Origin of the sequence: Hypericibacter sp. (genome assembly GCF_050729195.1) — a bacterium.
GTDB lineage: Bacteria > Pseudomonadota > Alphaproteobacteria > Dongiales > Dongiaceae > Hypericibacter.
This window is the reverse complement of sequence record NZ_JBOHKS010000002.1, coordinates 1-16,013: the sequence shown is the minus strand read 5'-3', so window position 1 is coordinate 16,013 and position 16,013 is coordinate 1. Positions and strand designations below refer to the sequence as shown.

Annotated in this window: 14 protein-coding genes; 12 read left to right on the top strand and 2 right to left on the bottom strand. The window is 64.5% G+C overall.

Annotation, left to right across the window (positions count from 1 at the left end; all coding sequences use genetic code 11):
• Positions 1-7 precede the first annotated feature (7 nt).
• Complete coding sequence (locus ACREE8_RS00090) at positions 8-829, bottom strand: helix-turn-helix transcriptional regulator (protein WP_431570930.1); 822 nt, start codon at positions 827-829, stop codon at positions 8-10.
• Positions 830-981: 152 nt separating this feature from the next.
• Here ACREE8_RS00090 and ACREE8_RS00085 point away from each other — a divergent pair, with 152 nt between their 5' ends.
• From ACREE8_RS00085 to ACREE8_RS00040, 10 genes are all read left to right on the top strand, one after another.
• Entirely contained in the window at positions 982-2,130 is a 1,149-nt protein-coding gene (locus ACREE8_RS00085) for an ABC transporter ATP-binding protein (RefSeq protein WP_431570929.1), read from the top strand.
• Positions 2,131-2,268: 138 nt separating this feature from the next.
• A complete protein-coding gene (locus ACREE8_RS00080; protein WP_431570928.1) occupies positions 2,269-3,405 on the top strand; it encodes an ABC transporter substrate-binding protein in 1,137 nt (378 codons plus the stop codon).
• 106 nt (positions 3,406-3,511) lie between these two features.
• Positions 3,512-4,393, top strand: coding sequence for an ABC transporter permease (locus ACREE8_RS00075; protein ID WP_431570927.1), 882 nt, complete (start codon positions 3,512-3,514; stop codon positions 4,391-4,393).
• 9 nt (positions 4,394-4,402) lie between these two features.
• Positions 4,403-5,233, top strand: a complete 831-nt coding sequence (locus ACREE8_RS00070) for an ABC transporter permease (RefSeq protein ID WP_431570926.1) — start codon at positions 4,403-4,405, stop codon at positions 5,231-5,233.
• A 119-nt stretch (positions 5,234-5,352) separates the two neighbouring features.
• Entirely contained in the window at positions 5,353-5,943 is a 591-nt protein-coding gene (locus ACREE8_RS00065) for a cysteine hydrolase family protein (protein WP_431570925.1), read from the top strand.
• Between the two features lie 30 nt (positions 5,944-5,973).
• Positions 5,974-6,606: a glutathione S-transferase family protein gene (locus tag ACREE8_RS00060; protein ID WP_431570924.1), complete on the top strand. Its 633-nt coding sequence runs from the start codon at positions 5,974-5,976 to the stop codon at positions 6,604-6,606.
• A 95-nt stretch (positions 6,607-6,701) separates the two neighbouring features.
• Positions 6,702-9,140 carry a GcvT family protein gene (locus tag ACREE8_RS00055; protein ID WP_431570923.1) on the top strand — a complete coding sequence of 813 codons (2,439 nt, stop codon included), beginning with the start codon at positions 6,702-6,704 and terminating at the stop codon, positions 9,138-9,140.
• A 45-nt stretch (positions 9,141-9,185) separates the two neighbouring features.
• Complete coding sequence (locus ACREE8_RS00050) at positions 9,186-10,118, top strand: phosphotransferase (RefSeq protein ID WP_431570922.1); 933 nt, start codon at positions 9,186-9,188, stop codon at positions 10,116-10,118.
• Positions 10,119-10,121: 3 nt separating this feature from the next.
• On the top strand, positions 10,122-10,694 hold the full coding sequence (locus ACREE8_RS00045) for a DUF924 family protein (protein ID WP_431570921.1): 573 nt from the start codon (positions 10,122-10,124) through the stop codon (positions 10,692-10,694).
• A gap of 250 nt (positions 10,695-10,944) precedes the next feature.
• Positions 10,945-11,619, top strand: coding sequence for a hypothetical protein (locus ACREE8_RS00040; RefSeq protein WP_431570920.1), 675 nt, complete (start codon positions 10,945-10,947; stop codon positions 11,617-11,619).
• Positions 11,620-11,716: 97 nt separating this feature from the next.
• On the opposite strand, the gene ACREE8_RS00035 is transcribed toward ACREE8_RS00040, so the two are convergent.
• Entirely contained in the window at positions 11,717-12,742 is a 1,026-nt protein-coding gene (locus tag ACREE8_RS00035; protein ID WP_431570919.1) for a DUF4268 domain-containing protein, read from the bottom strand.
• 383 nt (positions 12,743-13,125) lie between these two features.
• On the opposite strand from ACREE8_RS00035, the gene ACREE8_RS00030 reads away from it, so the two are divergent.
• Together ACREE8_RS00030 and ACREE8_RS00025 are read left to right on the top strand one after the other, a co-directional pair.
• Positions 13,126-14,286: an efflux RND transporter periplasmic adaptor subunit gene (locus ACREE8_RS00030; protein WP_431570918.1), complete on the top strand. Its 1,161-nt coding sequence runs from the start codon at positions 13,126-13,128 to the stop codon at positions 14,284-14,286.
• Positions 14,287-14,313: 27 nt separating this feature from the next.
• Positions 14,314-16,013, top strand: a 1,700-nt coding sequence (locus ACREE8_RS00025) for an efflux RND transporter permease subunit (protein WP_431570917.1), incomplete at its 3' end; no start/stop codon positions are given.

The window sequence follows — 16,013 nt, the reverse complement described above, 5'->3', positions numbered from 1 at the left end:
GCCGGCTTCAGGTCCTGCCGGCGAGCGAGGACAGGAACAGCGAGAACAGCTCGGCCTGGCTGGCGATCCCGAGCTTGGCATAGATGTTCTTGCGATGGATCTTGACCGTGCCGGGCGCGATCTTGAGCTGGCGCGCGATCGCCTCGGAGGAATGGCCGCGCAGGACCAGCCCCCCCACCTCGCGCTCGCGCCGCGTCAAAGGCCGCTCGCCGAAGGCATCGAACAAGGTGCTGAGGTCCAGCCCCGAGGGCAGCGCCTGCGGGCCAGGATGCAGTCTGGTGCCGGCTGGCGGCGACGCCTGCGCCTTGAGTCCGCGCCAATGGCGCTCGGCCGCCGCGATGACCACCGGCGCCACCTGCTGGAGGCGGTTCATCTCGCGCGCCGGAAAGACCGTGCAGTGGCCGTCGCGCATGAGGGAGATCACGACCGTGGCGTCGCTCGACGGCGACAGGAAGAAGCCGATCTCCTCGGCGAGGCCGGTCCTCGCATAGTAGGAGCGATAATACTGGCTCTGATAGAAGCGGTCGGGCGCGAGGTCGCGCATGCGGTGGAGCCCGCTCGGCACCCGGTCGCGGCTCGCATGATAGAAGGGATCGAGCAGATAGGGTCCCGCCTGATAGTCGGCCACGAACACGTCGCGCCGGGCCGCCGGAAAGTTGTTGAAGAGGTCGATCGGCCGCGCCTCGCCGCAATAGCCGAAGATCACCGAGAAATCGAATTCCGCGATCCTGGCAAGCGCCCGCACCAGCGCCGGGGCGAATTCCGGCGTCTCGAGCGCAGCCAGCGCCGCCGCGAAATACTGATGCCAGCGATGATCGAGCGCGGTCAATCTATCCCCTAAAGAGGTGCTAGTCGGGCAATTCTATCACCATGGAGGTATATACAGACTGAAAGAGATGTCGCAACCTCACGACAAAACAAGGGGATAGACCCCCAAAAGCCGTCGTCTGGGACCGGGAAACGCCGTTGGCGATTGCCACCATGAGCACAGCGACCGAGCCGCGCCCGGCCAGTGGGGAGCCGGATGTGAGCTTCCGCGCCGTCTCCAAGCGTTTCGGGCCGGTGGTCGCGGTCGACGGCGTCTCCTTCGAGATCCCCAAGGGTGCGTTCCATTCCTTCCTCGGGCCCTCGGGCTGCGGCAAGACCACGACCTTGCGGCTGATCGCCGGCTTCGAGCAGCCGAGCGAAGGCGTCATCGAGATCGGCGGCGCCTCGGTGGTGGGCGTGCCCGCCTATCAGCGGCCCGTGAACATGGTGTTCCAGCATTACGCGCTGTTTCCTCATCTCGATGTCTTCGCCAACATCGCTTATGGGCTGAGGCAGCGCCGGCCGCAGCCGGGCCGCGCCGAGATCGAGCGGAGCGTCGGCGAAGCGCTGGAGCTGGTCCGTCTGCCCGGCATGGGCAAACGGCGCATCTGGGAGCTGTCCGGCGGGCAGCAGCAGCGCGTGGCCCTGGCGCGGGCGCTGATCAACCATCCGACCGTGCTGCTGCTGGATGAGCCCCTGGCGGCGCTCGATCGCAAGCTCCGGCGGGATATGCAGATCGAACTGCAGAACCTGCAGCGGGAAGTCGGCATCACCTTCATCCTGGTCACCCATGACCAGGAGGAGGCGCTCTCCATGAGCGATACGATCGGCATCATGCGCGACGGACGCATCGTGCAGATGGGCTCGCCCACCGAGCTCTATGACGCGCCGGTCAATCGCTATGTCGCCGATTTCGTCGGTGAATCGAATTTCTTTGCCGGCCACATCCTGCAGCAGGATGTCGCCGGGGCCTCGCTCAAGACGGACAAGGACGTGACCCTGGCAGCACCCCTGTCGCGCAAGGGCGAGCCCCTGGCCGGCAAGGATCGGGCCGTCATCGCGGTGCGGCCCGAAATGATCGAGCTTTGGGATGTCGCCGACGCCGCCGCCGGCGGTGGGTTCGACTACCGCTTCAAGGGCCGGGTCCAGAACCGGATCTATCTGGGCGATCAGACCGAGTTCAGCATCGAGACGACCGAGCTGGGGACCGTGCTGGTGCGGGCCCCCAAGGCGTCGCGGGCGGGATCCGGCGCTTTTGCGCCCGGCTCCGAGGTCGGACTGGGCTGGCGGCGCCAGGGCGCCCTGGCGCTGGCCGACGCCTAGATCGAGAATAGGGCTTTCCGCCGGCGTGCGGGACGGGACGGCGCCACCGGCGAAAGAGATTGCGAAGACAACCGTCGCATGAAACGAACCGTCGCCATTGAAGACGACGGACAAACCGACAAGACAGAGGAGACGACCATGGATCGCAAAGATTTCATTTATCAAATGCGCCGCTGGCAAATGGGCTCGATCTCGCGCCGCCAGTTTCTGGGCGTGACGGGATTGGGCTTGGCGACGGCCGTGCTGGCCAAGGCCATGCCGGAGCTGGTGATGCCACGCAAGGCCTATGCCGGCGATCTCGGCGACCGCGTGTCGCTGACCACCTGGCCGAACTATCACGACCCGAAGAACTTCGAAGACTTCACCGCCAAGACCGGCGTGAATGTCGAAGTGAACGTGTTCGGCTCGAACGAAGAGATGCTGGCCAAGCTGCAGGCCGGCGGCACCGGCTGGGACCTGTTCGTGCCGACGAACTATACGATCTCGACCTACAAGGAGCTCGACCTGATCGAGGCGCTCGATCTGTCGATGCTGCCGAACTACGACCCGGCCAGCATCGAGAAGCGCTTCGTCGAGGCCGGCTCGATCGGCGGCAAGAGTTATGCCGTCTCCAAGGATTGGGGCACCACCGGTTATGCGGTGAACACCAAGAAGATCACCGAGAAGATGACCTCCTGGAAGGATTTCTGGGATCTCGCGATGGGCAAATATAGCGGCCGGGCGATGGTGCATGACTACCAGCTCACCACCATCGGCAACGCGCTCAAATATTACGGCTACTCCTTCAACTCGATCGCCGACAAGGAACTGGCAGACGCCGAGAAGCTGCTGCTGGCGGCCAAGCCCCATCTCTTCGCCATCAACTCGGACTACCAGCCTTCGATGCGCAATGGCGACGCCTGGCTCACGGTCTGCTGGACCGGCGACGGCAAGCAGATGCACAAGGACCTGCCGGAGATCGAGTACATCATCGGCAAAGAAGGTGGGGAGATCTGGTCCGATTTCTACGCCATCCCGAAGGGCGCACCCCATCGCGCCGCCGGCTATGCGCTGGCCGACTTCCTGCTCACGCCCGCGGTCAATGCCAAGGAAGTCATGTTCCATGGCTACCCGTCGGCCGATGCTCGCACCAACAAGCTGCTGCCGAAGGAATTGCTCGAGGATCCGATCATGTATCCGGCGGCGGAGCTGCTGGCCCCGCTCGAGTTCGGAGCGGCGGCGACGCTGACCAACCCGGCGCGCGCCGAGATCATGGCGCGCTTCAAGTCGGCGTAACTCGACCGGCATAAAGCCTCTTGCCCGGGCGTCATAGACGCTGCCCTCTCCCGGTTTCGCGGGGAGAGGGCCCGGGCGAGAGGCTTCTTCCTTCGGATCGGAACTGATGACGACGACAGCCACGAGCGCCAAAGCCGAAAAACGCACGCGCTGGACCACGGCGCTGCTGCTGGCACCCAGCGCCCTCTGGTATCTGGCGCTGCTGGTGGTGCCGCTCGCGGTCGTGATGGTGTTCAGCTTCGGCGAACGGGCACCCGCCGGCGGCTATCAGGCGGGCTTCACCATCGCCAATTATCTCAACCTGCCGGCGCGCAGTGCCGCCTTCCGCAACACCCTGCTCCTGGCGCCGCTCGGCACCATCGTTTGCCTGCTGGCCGCCTATCCGCTGGCCTATTACCTCGCCATCAAGGCGAGCCCGCGGCTGCGGCTTTTCCTCCTCATCCTCGTCATCGTCCCGTTCTGGACCAGCTTCCTCATCCGCACCTATGCCTGGATGTTCATCCTCGGCGGGCGCGGCCTGCCCTCGGTCATCGAATGGCTGGGGCTGGGCGAGGTGCGGCTCATCAACACGCCGCTCTCGGTCCTGATCGGTATGGTCTATGGCTATCTGCCGCTGATGGTATTCCCGATCTTTGTGAGCCTGGAGCGGCTCGACAAGCGGCTGATCGAGGCCGCGGCCGATCTGGGCTCCAATCCCTGGCGCAGCTTCCTTCAGGTGACGCTGCCGCTCTCCGCCCCCGGCGTCATCACCGGCTGCATGCTGGTCTTCATCCTGCTGATGGGCGAGTACCTGATCCCGCAGCTCCTGGGCGGCGGCAAGGTGTTCTTCATCGGCAATGCGCTGGTCGATCTCTTCCTGCAGTCGCGCAACTGGCCGTTCGGCTCGGCGGTCGCCATGAGTCTGGTCATCATCATGCTGGCGACTGTCACGATCTATCTGCGCGTGACCCGCCGCTATGGCGCGGGCCGCGACGTGTCGCTGCTGTAGATCCGGCGAATGCGCGCCTATACCGTCGCCGTCTATCTCTTCCTCTACGCGCCGATCGTGTTGATCGTGCTGTTCAGCTTCAACAGCGGCAACAACGCATCCGACTTCCAGGGTCTTTCGGCGATGTGGTACGGCAAGGCCGCCCACAACCGCTTCGTGATCGAGGCGGTGACCCACAGCCTGATCGTCGCCGGGACCTCGGCCAGCCTCGCCACGGTCTTCGGCACCATGGCGGCGCTGGCCCTGCAGCGCGTGAGGGGCGTCGCCCGCCTCTTCTTCGATGCGATGACCTATATCGCGATCATGGTGCCCGGCATCGTCATCGGCATTTCGACCCTGATCGCGCTGGTGACGACCTTCGGCCTCGTCAACGAGATGTTGATCGCGATCTGGCCCGGCGATCCGGCGGCCGCCCCGCAGCTGGGGATGGGCTTCGGCTCGATCATCGCCGCCCACACCCTGTTCTCGTTGGCGCTGGTCATCGTGATCGTGCGGGCGCGCATCGCCGGCATGGACCGCAGCCTGATGGAGGCCTCGGCCGATCTCTACGCCTCGCCCTGGGGGACTTTCCGCCAGGTGATCCTGCCGCTGATCCTGCCTGCGGTCGTGGCCGGTTTCCTTTTGAGCTTCACTTTCAGTTTCGACGATTTCGTCGTCGCCTTCTGGGTCGCCGGCTCCAAGACCACCCTGCCGATCTATATCTTCGCCTCGATCCGGCGCGGCGTGACGCCCGAGATCAATGCGATCGGCACGGTCGTGCTGACGGTCTCGCTGATCCTGCTGTTCAGCGCGCAACTCATGCTGCGCCGCGGCGAAAAACCGAAGCCGAAAGCCGCCTGAACCCCGCGAACTCCCCCGACAAGAAGCTTGTCGAAGCGCGCCATTGGCGGCACCCTCACTCGCCTTCGCCGAAGGCCCCGAATGCATCAGCAGCAACAAGAACCGGAACGGAGATGAAGATGACGACCGCGCTTTTGGTTGTCGACGTGCAGCAGATCTACACGGTCAAGGGCAACGAGCTCTATTGCAAGAATGCCGGCCAGACCGTCAAGCGCATCAACCAGCTCATCGAGCGCTTCACCGCGAAGAAGGCGCCGGTCATCTTCATCCGCCATGTCCATAAGCTCGACGGCTCGGACCTCGGCCGCATGTTCGATTTCGCCGGCCCCGCGTCGGATTTCTCCTTCAAGGAGAAGTCGGCGGCGGTCGCTTATGACGAGAAGCTGGCCGTTCCCGCCAAGCCCATCGAGATCGTCAAGAGCCGCTATTCCTCCTTCGCCGGCACGGGGCTCAACGAGAAGCTGAAGAAGCTGGGCGTCGACCGCGTCGTCGTCACCGGGTTCATGACGAACTTCTGCTGCGATACAACGGCGCGCGATGCGCATGATCTCGACTATTATGTGGACTTCGTCCTCGACGCGACCGGCACGCCCGGGACCGCGAAGATGGACCAAGACCAGGTTCGCGACGCCGTGGGCGATTTCATCGGCGGCGGGTTTGCGCGGGTCATGTCGACCCGCGAATTCCTCAAGCAATTCGCGGCTGGTTGAACGCAAGACCCGAGGAGAGACGCAAAGATCATGTACACGCTTTATTGGGGGCCCAACAGCGCCGCCTTCGCGCCGCAGATCCTGCTCGAGGAAATCGGCGCCAAGCATGAGCTCAAGCTTATCGACATCGCCAGCAACCAGCACAAGTCGCCGGAATATCTGAAGCTCAATCCCAACGCCAATATCCCGACCCTGGTGGTGGATGGCAAGCAGGTGATCCTGGAATCGGCGGCCATCTGCCTCTATCTGGCCGAGCGCCATCCGGAGGCGAAGCTGGCGCCGGCGATCGGCGACCCGGCGCGCGGGCTCTATTATCAGTGGCTGGCACATCTGACCAACACGCTGCAGCCGACCTACCTCGCCTACTATTATCCGGACCGCTTCACCGACGATGCCAAGGGCACGGGAGCGGTCCAGTCGCGCGCCAAGGCCAGGCTCGGCGAGATCTGGGGCCGGATCGACAAGGCGCTGGGCGAGAAGGGCCCCTATCTCCTGGGCGACCGCTTCAGCGGCGGCGATGCCTTCCTGTTCATGCTCGCGAACTGGCAGGAACCCATGCCGGACCTCTATAGCCGGTTCAAGCATGTGAAACGCTGCGCCGATACGGTGCGGGCGCGGCCGGCGGTGCAGCGGATCCTTCCGGCCAATGGGATCGCGGCTTGAACTCGGTCCGTCAATCCGCTTGAGTCCATGTCGTGCTTAGGGTGGCCGCCTCAGCAACGGGGCGGCCGCTTTTCTTGAGGGGGTAGGACGGGTCCATGACCGCAACGGAACATGCGGAAATCGTCATCATCGGCGGCGGCATCATCGGCTGTTCGATCGCCTATCACCTGACGCGCATGGGCAAGACCGACGTTCTCCTGCTGGAGAAGAGCGGCCTGACGCATGGCGCCACCTGGCATGCCGCGGGGCTGGTCGGGCAGCTGCGCGCGTCCCGCAACCTGACCCGCATGCTGCAGCGGAGCGTGGCGCTCTATGACACGCTGGAGGCCGAAACCGGCCAGGCGACCGACTGGAAGCGGGTGGGGAGCCTGCGCGTCGCCTCCTCGCCCGGGCGGCTCACCGAGATCAAGCGTTCGCTCACCATGGCCAAGAGCTTCGGGCTCGAGATGCATCTGCTCTCGGCCCAGGAAGCGCAGGAGCTGTGCCCGATCCTCTCGACCGAGGGCGTGCTGGCCGCGGCCTATCTGCCGAGCGACGGCTATGCCGACCCGGCGAGCCTGACCCAGGCCTTGGCAAAAGGCGCCCGCATGAAGGGCGCCAAGATCCGCCAGGGCGCGAAGGTCACCGGCTTCGAGATCAAGAATGGCCGCGTCGATGCCGTCCTCACCCCGGAGAGCCGCATCACCTGCGATATCCTGGTCAATGCCGGCGGCATGTGGGCGCGCGAGCTGGGCCTCTCGATGGGCGTGCGCGTCCCCTCGATCGCCGTCGAGCATCAATATCTCATCACCGATCCGATCCCCGACCTGCCGAAATCCATGCCGACTCTGCGCGACCCGGACTTGCGCATCTATTACAAGCCCGAGGTGCGCGGCATCGTGATCGGCGGCTGGGAGGAAGGCACGCCGCCCTTCGGCGAGAACGGCATTCCGCCCGATTTCGGCCAGCAATTGCTGCCGGGCAATTTCGAGCGCTTCGAAGGCCTGGCGCAGGCGGCTTTCAAGCGAACCCCGATCGTCGAGACCGTGGGCGTGCGCGAGCTGATCAACGGCCCGATCCCCTTTTCGGCCGACGGCGAGTATGTGATGGGCAAGGCGCCCGAGCTCGACAATGTCTTCGTCGCGGCCGGCTTCACCTACGGCATTGCGGGCGGCGGCGGGGCCGGCGCCATGATGGCGGAATGGATCACACAAGGCCGTCCCAGCCTCGATCTCTGGCCGCTCGACATCCGCCGCTTCGGCTATCACCACACCACCAAGGCCTTCTGCTTCCCGCGCGCCATCGACCTCTATGGCAAATATTACGCGCTGGGCTATCCCAAGCAGGAGCATCACTCGGCGCGCGGCATAAGGCGCAGCCCGCTCTATGACAAGCTCAAAGCCAAGCGCGCGGTGTTCGGCTCGCGCGGCGGCTGGGAGCGCCCCAACTGGTTCGCGCCGGCCGGCATGGAAGCCGAGGATCGTCCCTCCTTTGGAAAACCCAACTGGTTCGACACGGTGGGTGCGGAGCACAAGGCGGTGCGCGAGCGCGTGGCGCTGATCGACCAGACCTCCTTCTCCAAGGCGGAGATCCTGGGGCCGGGAACGCTCGCCTTCCTGCAGCGGCTTTGCGCCGCCGACATGGACAAGCCGGTCGGCAGCATCATCTACACCCAGCTCTGCAACGAGCGCGGCGGCATCGAGGCCGACGTCACCTTCATCCGGCTCGAGGAGAACCGCTTCTATTTCGTCACCGGCAGCGCCTTCGCCACCCATGACTTCCACTGGATCCGTAGCCATATGCCGCGCGACGGCTCGGTCTTCCTGGTGGATATGACCTCGGCCCGAGCCACGATCAATCTCTGCGGGCCGCTGGCGCGCCAGGTGCTGGCCAAAGTGGCCGAGGCCGATGTCTCGAACGCCGCCTTCCCCTTCGCGACCGCGCGCGAGATCGCGGTCGGCGCAGCACCGGTCCTCGCGGCCCGCATCGGCTATGTGGGCGAGCTGGGCTGGGAGCTGCATGTCCCCAGCGAGTATGCACAGCATCTCTATGAGACGCTCTGGGCCGCCGGCGAGGAGTTCGGCATCGCCGATGTCGGCTACCGCGCCATCGACACGCTGCGCATGGAAAAGGGCTATCTCTATTGGTCCTCGGACATCACGCCCGATTACAATCCCTATGAGGCCGGACTGGGTTTCCGCATCTCGCAGAAGAAGCCGGATTTCATCGGCCGCGAAGCCCTGGCGCGGATCAAGGCCGAGGGGACCAAGCGCCGGCTCTGCTGTTTCACCCTCGACCAGCGTCGCGGCTTCGACCTGGCGGTGGTCGGCGGCGAATGCGTCCTCTGGGACGACCGGCCGGTCGCGGTCGCCACCAGCGCCAATTTCGGCCATACGGTCGGGAAGGCGATCCTCTATGCCTATCTCGCCAACGAGGATATCGGGCTGGTGGGGCCCGCGAACGGCTATGAGATCGAGGCCTATGGCGACCGCTACAAGGCGGCGCGCCATGAAGGGCCGCTCTATGATCCGAAGATGGAGCGGCTGAAGAGCTAGTCGCAAAGCCCGGCGCCAAGATCGGGCCATCGCAGGGGAATGCATATGAGTGAGGAATTCGGGGAGGCCCTATCCCTCTTCCACCGCATCCCGTTCCTGGCCAGGGCCGACCCGGCCAAGGTCCGGATCGAGCGGCTGGGCGGGCTCACCAACCGCAACTACAAGATCGCGACACCTGATGGGAAGGCCTGCGTGCTGCGGATTCCGGGCGCGGGCACCTCGGACTATATCGACCGCAAGGCGGAGAAGCAGAACGCGGCCGCGGCCGACCGGGCCGGAGTGAATGCGCCGCTGCTGTTCTTCGATGATACCGACGGGCTGCAGGTGACGGGCTTCATCGAGGGCGCCGCCACGATGAATGGCGAGCGCTTCAGGGACCTCGGCGCGGTCGCGCGCGCGGCCCGCGCCTTTCGCAAGATGCATGATTCCGGCGAGACCCTGGCCGGGCGCTTCGAGCTCTTCCAGATGATGGACAATTATCTGGGCCTGCTCCGCGCCAAGGGCGCCAGGGTGCCCGACGGCTATGAGGCGGTGCAGAAGGAGGCCGAGGCGGTGCGCGCCGCCCTGGCGCGCCATCCCCTGCCGCTCAAGCCCTGCCACTGCGATCCGCTCGCCGAGAACTTCCTCGATACCGGCAGCCGCATGGTGATCGTCGATTGGGAATATGCCGGCAACAACGATCCGATGTGGGATCTGGGCGATCTCTCGGTCGAGGCGGGCTTCGGCCCCGACCAGGATGTGGCCGAGCTCGAGGCCTATTTCGAGGGCAAGGCGCCGGCGAACGATGTCGGGCGCATGGTCATGTACAAGGCCATGTGCGACCTGCTCTGGACGCTCTGGGGCTGCATCCAGCTGATGAACCAGAACCCGGTCGACGATTTCTGGGCCTATGCGGTCAATCGCTTCGAGCGCTGCCAGGCGCTGATGGGCAGCCGGGAGTTCGGCCGGCATCTCGATGCCGTGCGCCGGGGTCCCTGATCGATGGATCCCCGCGCGCTCCTGGACTTCTGGCTCTCCGACTATGCGAGGCCGCTCTGGTTCGAGCGGAACGCCACCTTCGACGCAGAGATCCGGCACCGCTTCGGCGGCTGGATCGAGCCGGCGGCGCAGGGCCGCTTCACCGAATGGGAACGGCGTCCCGATACCGCCCTGGCCCTGCTCGTGCTGCTGGATCAGTTCCCGCGCAACATCTTCCGTAACAGCCCGCGCGCTTTCCTCTATGACGCGGCGGCACTGGCGGCAGCCTTGCGCGCCCTCGGGCGCGGCTTCGACCAGGCGACGCCCCTCGACCGGCGGACCTTCTTCTACTTGCCGATCGAGCATAGCGAGCAGCTCGAGCATCAGCGCCGCTCGGTCGAGCTGTTCCGGCGCTGGGTCGAGGCGCATGAGGGGGATGCGGCCCGCAACGAGGCGGAGGACACCTTCCGCTATGTGCTGCGGCATTGCGAGATCATCGAGCGATTCGGCCGCTTCCCGCATCGCAATCTGGCGCTTGGCCGCGAGAGCACGCCCGAGGAGCTGGCCTTCCTGACCGAGCCGATGTCCGTCTTCTGACGCCGGGCGCTCTTTGTCCTTGTGACGACGAGGGGCCACTCCGAGTCAGGAGCAGAATTGCCCTTGCAAGCGCTGCTCGCGATCCGAGGCACAGTGGCTTGACCTTCACCGTGAGCCGGGCGCCAGAGGGGAGCCCTTCGGTCCAACTGCTTTGCTGCGGATGGGCAGGGTAACATCTCCCTACCCGTCGCTTTGTGTATTCTACAATCTGCAACGCCTGTAGGACGCCTGACCAAATCTGGAGGATGAGGTGAACGCATCCGAGGTCTATGTAGCACTTGCGACGCTGTACCTGCGCCTGTGCGGTTACTTCACAACCGGGTTAATTCTTCACTCCTCGAAGCGTGGCCAAAACATAGGGGAAATTGACTGCCTAGCGATACGTCATCCCTGGCACAATCAGTCCGCACGGATGGTCGATCTCCCGCCTTTCCTCGACATTCGTGATGGGTTGATCGATCTGATCCTCTGCGAAGTGAAAAGCAGTGCGCCGGCGTTCAACGAGCCAATCCGAGACGAGGCAAACATCGCAGACGTGCTTCGATGGGCCGGCGTTTTGCCGGAAGCCGAGATCCTGTTTGTCGCCTCCAAGTTGGCGATCCTGCTCGCGGACAGCGCCGACCCCAACGCGGCTCGCGCAGGTATCGTTGAGGGGAACGTGAGGGCGCGCGCTCTGCTTTGTTGCCCGCCTCTTAAGGAGGAACCGCGGCTGTGGTGCCTAACGGGCGCAGAGATCTTCCGCTTCATCCATTTCTGCATGGATACCTCGAACGCCCCGCCCACATGCGCGAGGCGCTATGCCTATGAGCTATGGGGCGAGCCGTACAGCCAGATCGTTCGATGGTTCAAGGAAACAAGAAGGCCGGAAAGCAGGACGCTGGAATCGCTCTGCCAGCACATGCTCGCACCTTCCTCAACCAAGTGACAGCCTAAGTCCACTTAACAGCTAAGATGGACGGATACTGCCGCAGACCCGGTGAATAGCCGCTAAGCATGGACACTTACTTCGGCTCGACTTGCACTTACTGAGATTCTTCCTCTGGCGGCTCCGCGCTTTCCTCTGCGCCGGCTGTCGACGCCAGGGACAGAGATTTGACGCGCCCAGCAAACACTTTTTTGAACCGATCCATCTTCGTCAGCATCCAAGCGTGCAACTCGGGATACTGCGCCTTCTCGGACGGATCCACGCCGTGCTTGTAGAGCACGATGCGCGAGGCCTTTTTACCTGAAAGCTCCTGCCATTCCAGCGGCTCGCCGAACTCCTTCTCGATGGCCTCCTTCTGCGCATAAAGCGCGCGAAAAGCCGTCTTGTCCAAATCGTTCGACGCGTAAAGCTCGACACCGATGCGTTCCCGATCGCTGCTGATGGTGGCGTTGATCCCGAATCCTGCGCGGCCGATGGCAAACCAGAACCAATGGTCGCGATTAGGGCGTCTGATCCGAAACGTCGATCCCTTTTCCTGCAGGTACTCGGCAAACGACTGCCAGTAGTTGAGCCTGATGCGGTGCCGTTCCGTCTCGGCCTCGCCGCCGAGATCGCGAACGCTCTTGCGGGTCGTCCGCGCCCAATCGTTCGGGCTGGCGATAACATTGAACCGAGGAGCAGGCGGCGAGTTTCCGATCCGCCATAACTCGATCTCGATGGCGAAAAACGAGAAGTCTTCGCTTGTATTGGTGTTGAGCCAATCCATCGCCGCTCGATGATCTGGCTGGATGGTCTCGGCGATCCAGATGACGGTCTTCGCGCCCTCGATCCCAGCGAGGTATGTCAGGATTTGGCCCAGATGGCTGTGATTGGTCCGACCGAACTGGTTTTCGACAACGACGAAGTGATTTGGTTCGTCGACAGCCCGCGCCAGTATGTCGGCTCGGAAGGAGCCGACCCAGCGCTCCACCGCTTCAACCTCAAGCTCCATATTCAGCGCATCGGCGAGAAGCTTAATGTTCTCTGGCTGCGCAAGCCATGGAGTGAAATTCTCGTCCTCGCTCGGCCAAGCCTCCCTAAGCGGAACGTTCTCGAACCTACTGAGCGGAATAACGGCTGTCACTGCTTCCTCCCACTTTCTCGACATTATCGTCTGGCGAAAGCGCTCCCGCCAGACTGAAGGCAGTCATATCGCTACAAATGTCTGGCAGCTCCCAGCGACCCAGTGGCCGTTTTTTGGCACGTCGCCGAACTGCTGACCGCCGGGTCTGACAGCAGCTTTGAGCTCAAGACCGGAAACCGGAAAGCCGTCGGGCCACTGCGTTTAAGAGTTCACATCCCAAACATTCGCTGGTCCGCGATCAAGCCTCGAGTCAGGGTGGTTGTGCGGCGCAATAACCCGAAACAACGCGGGGTTGGCTTGAGGCCCCCGTTCGGCTTATATCCAGGGCCCCCGGCGGCGCCCGCGTGCGCCCCGCGAGAGTCGCAACCGAGGACTTCACCCCTATGCGCCGGATTGTTCTGATCGTCATCCTCCTTGTCGCCGTCGCGGCTGGGGGCGGCTATTGGTGGAAGACACGTGAGGCGGCGAAAGAAGCGGCGGCCGCGGCCAGCGCCGCCCCGGCGGGGGGATTCTCGGTGCCGGTCGAGGCGAGCCCGGTCGAGACCGGCAGCATCGATCTGGTGATCCCCGCGGTCGGCACGCTGCGCTCGAACGAATCGATCCAGGTCGCGCCCGAGATCCCGGGCCGGCTGGCCGAGATCCTGGTCCAGGAAGGCCAGAGGATCGAGGAAGGCACCGTGATCGCCCGGCTCGACCAGTCGGTCTATCGCGCCGAGCTGCTGCAGGCCCAATCGGGCCTCGAGCTCGCGAAGGCCGATGTCGAGCGCTACAAGAAGATGCGCGCGGGCGAGGTGGCGAGCGAGCAGGCGATGCAGCGCGCCAACGCCGCGCTCAACGACAATCTGGCCCGCATTTCGCTGGCCGAAGCCAATATGGCCAAGACCGAGCTCAAGGCCCCATTCGACGGGGTGCTGGGTCTCCGGCGCGTCAGCCTCGGCGACTATCTCGATGCCGGCGACGTCATCATCAATCTGGAGCAGGTCGACCCGCTGAAGGTCGATTTCCGCGTGCCGGAAATCTACTACACCACCGTCAAGCTCGGTCAGACCATCAAGCTCGTGATCGACGCGCTCCCCGGCGAGGCCTTCGAAGGCACCATCTATGCGATGGACCCGCTGATCGATGCCGGCGGCCGCTCGATCGTGCTGCGCGCGCATGTCCCCAACAGCCTGGACAAGCTGCGTCCCGGCCTCTTCGCCCGGGTCTCGCTGGTCTATGACACCCATCCCAACGCGCTGCTGGTGCCCGAATCGGCGATCGTGCCCTTCGGCAGCCAGAAGTTCGTGTTCCGCGTGGTGGACGGCAAGGCCGCCCAGACGCAGGTCAAGGTCGGCGAATATATCAACGGCAAGGTCGAGGTGCTCGAAGGGCTCCAGGCCGGCGAGCTGGTGGTGACGGCAGGCCAGCTGAAGATCGCCGACGGCATGGGCGTGGCGCCGATCCCGAACGCGGCGGCACCGGCCGAGCCGGCGGCACCCGCCGCAGGCGGCGATTCGGGCAGCGGCTCGGGTGGCGACGCCGGCACCGCCTCGAGCGGCGGCTGAGCCAGCGGAACCGGGGGGCGTCGGGCTTTGCGAATTTCCGATATCTGCATCAAGCGTCCGGTCTTCGCGACCGTGCTCTCGATCGTGCTGACGCTGATCGGGATCGTCTCCTATTCGCGCATCACCGTGCGCGAATATCCGAACATCGACGAGCCGGTGGTGACGGTCTCGACCACCTATCGCGGCGCCTCGGCCGAGATCGTCGAAAGCCAGGTCACCAAGACCATCGAGAACTCGCTCTCCGGCATCGAGGGCGTCGAGTATGTGACCTCGATCAGCCGCTCGGAGGAAAGCCAGATCACCGCCCGATTCCGCATCGACCGCGATGTCGATGCCGCGGCCAACGATGTGCGCGACCGCGTGGCGCGCGTGCGCGGCCAGCTGCCCGAGGGCATCGAGGAGCCGGTCGTCTCCAAGGTCGAGGCCGACGCCGAGCCGATCCTCTATCTCGCCTTCTCCTCGGACCGCCATTCGGATCTGGAAATCACCGACTTCGCCGACCGGGTCGTGCAGGACCGGCTGCAGACCCTTCCGGGCGTGGCCGATGTGCCGATCTTTGGCGAGCGGCGCTATTCCATGCGCATCTGGCTCGATCGCGACAAGCTCGCGGCCTATGAGCTGACCACCCAGGATGTCGAGCGGGCGCTGATCGCCCAGAACGCCGAGATCCCCGCGGGCCGGATCGAGGGCGACCGGCGCGAATTCACCGTGGTCTCGCAGACCGACCTGAAGACGCCCGAGGAATTCGGCAAGATCATCCTCAAGAATGCCGACGGCTATCTGGTGCGCATGCGCGACGTGGCCCGCGTCGAGATCGGCGCCGAGGACGACCGCATCATCGCCCGCTTCCAGGGCAAGAGCGCCGTGGCGTTGGGCGTGGTGAAGCAGTCGGTCGCCAACCCGCTCGACGTCTCGAAGGCCGTGCGCGCCGCCATCCCCGAGATCGAGGCGCAGTTGCCGCCCGGCATGAAGATCGACATGGCCTATGACTCGGCCGTCTTCATCGACCGCTCGATCCAGGCCGTCTACCACACGATTGGCGAGGCCGTGCTGCTGGTGGTGGCGGTGATCTTCCTGTTCCTGCGCTCGCTGCGCGCCACGCTGGTGCCGCTCGTCACCATCCCGGTCTCGCTGATCGGCGCCTTCGCGATCATGTTTCTGTTCGGCTTCTCGATCAATACGCTGACGCTGCTGGCCTTCGTGCTGGCCATCGGCCTCGTGGTCGACGATGCGATCGTGGTGCTGGAGAACATCTACCGGCATATCGAGACCGGCATGAAACCCATCGATGCGGCGCTCAAGGGCATGCGCGAGATCGGCTTCGCGGTCGTCGCCATGACCCTGACGCTGGCGGCCGTGTTCGCGCCGCTCGCCTTCACCGAAGGCCGCACGGGGCGGCTCTTCGTCGAGTTCGCGCTGACGCTCGCGGGCGCCGTCCTCATCTCGGGCTTCGTCGCCTTGACGCTCTCGCCCATGATGTGCGGGCGCATGCTGAAGCATAGCGAGCGGCACGGCTTCATCTATAACGCGATCGAGAAGGTCCTGATCGGGCTCACCAGCGGTTATCGCCGGTTCCTGGGCGCGGTCTTGCGCTGGCGGATCCTGGTGGTGCTGCTGTTCCTGGCCGTCGCCGGCGCCGGCGTCTTCACCTTCCGACTGCTGCCTTCGGAGCTCGCTCCCTATGAGGATCGCGGCTCGCTGTTGGCGATCATGATCGCGCCCGAGGG

Bases quoted from the DNA above. Each gene is read 5' to 3' on its own strand.
- ACREE8_RS00080 (WP_431570928.1), top strand. From the start codon at position 2,269: ATGGATCGCAAAGATTTCATTTATCAAATGCGCCGCTGGCAAATGGGC.
- ACREE8_RS00070 (WP_431570926.1), top strand. From the start codon at position 4,403: ATGCGCGCCTATACCGTCGCCGTCTATCTCTTCCTCTACGCGCCGATC.
- ACREE8_RS00085 (WP_431570929.1), top strand. From the start codon at position 982: ATGAGCACAGCGACCGAGCCGCGCCCGGCCAGTGGGGAGCCGGATGTG.
- ACREE8_RS00075 (WP_431570927.1), top strand. From the start codon at position 3,512: ATGACGACGACAGCCACGAGCGCCAAAGCCGAAAAACGCACGCGCTGG.
- ACREE8_RS00060 (WP_431570924.1), top strand. From the start codon at position 5,974: ATGTACACGCTTTATTGGGGGCCCAACAGCGCCGCCTTCGCGCCGCAG.
- ACREE8_RS00055 (WP_431570923.1), top strand. From the start codon at position 6,702: ATGACCGCAACGGAACATGCGGAAATCGTCATCATCGGCGGCGGCATC.
- ACREE8_RS00030 (WP_431570918.1), top strand. From the start codon at position 13,126: ATGCGCCGGATTGTTCTGATCGTCATCCTCCTTGTCGCCGTCGCGGCT.
- ACREE8_RS00050 (WP_431570922.1), top strand. From the start codon at position 9,186: ATGAGTGAGGAATTCGGGGAGGCCCTATCCCTCTTCCACCGCATCCCG.
- ACREE8_RS00065 (WP_431570925.1), top strand. From the start codon at position 5,353: ATGACGACCGCGCTTTTGGTTGTCGACGTGCAGCAGATCTACACGGTC.
- ACREE8_RS00045 (WP_431570921.1), top strand. From the start codon at position 10,122: ATGGATCCCCGCGCGCTCCTGGACTTCTGGCTCTCCGACTATGCGAGG.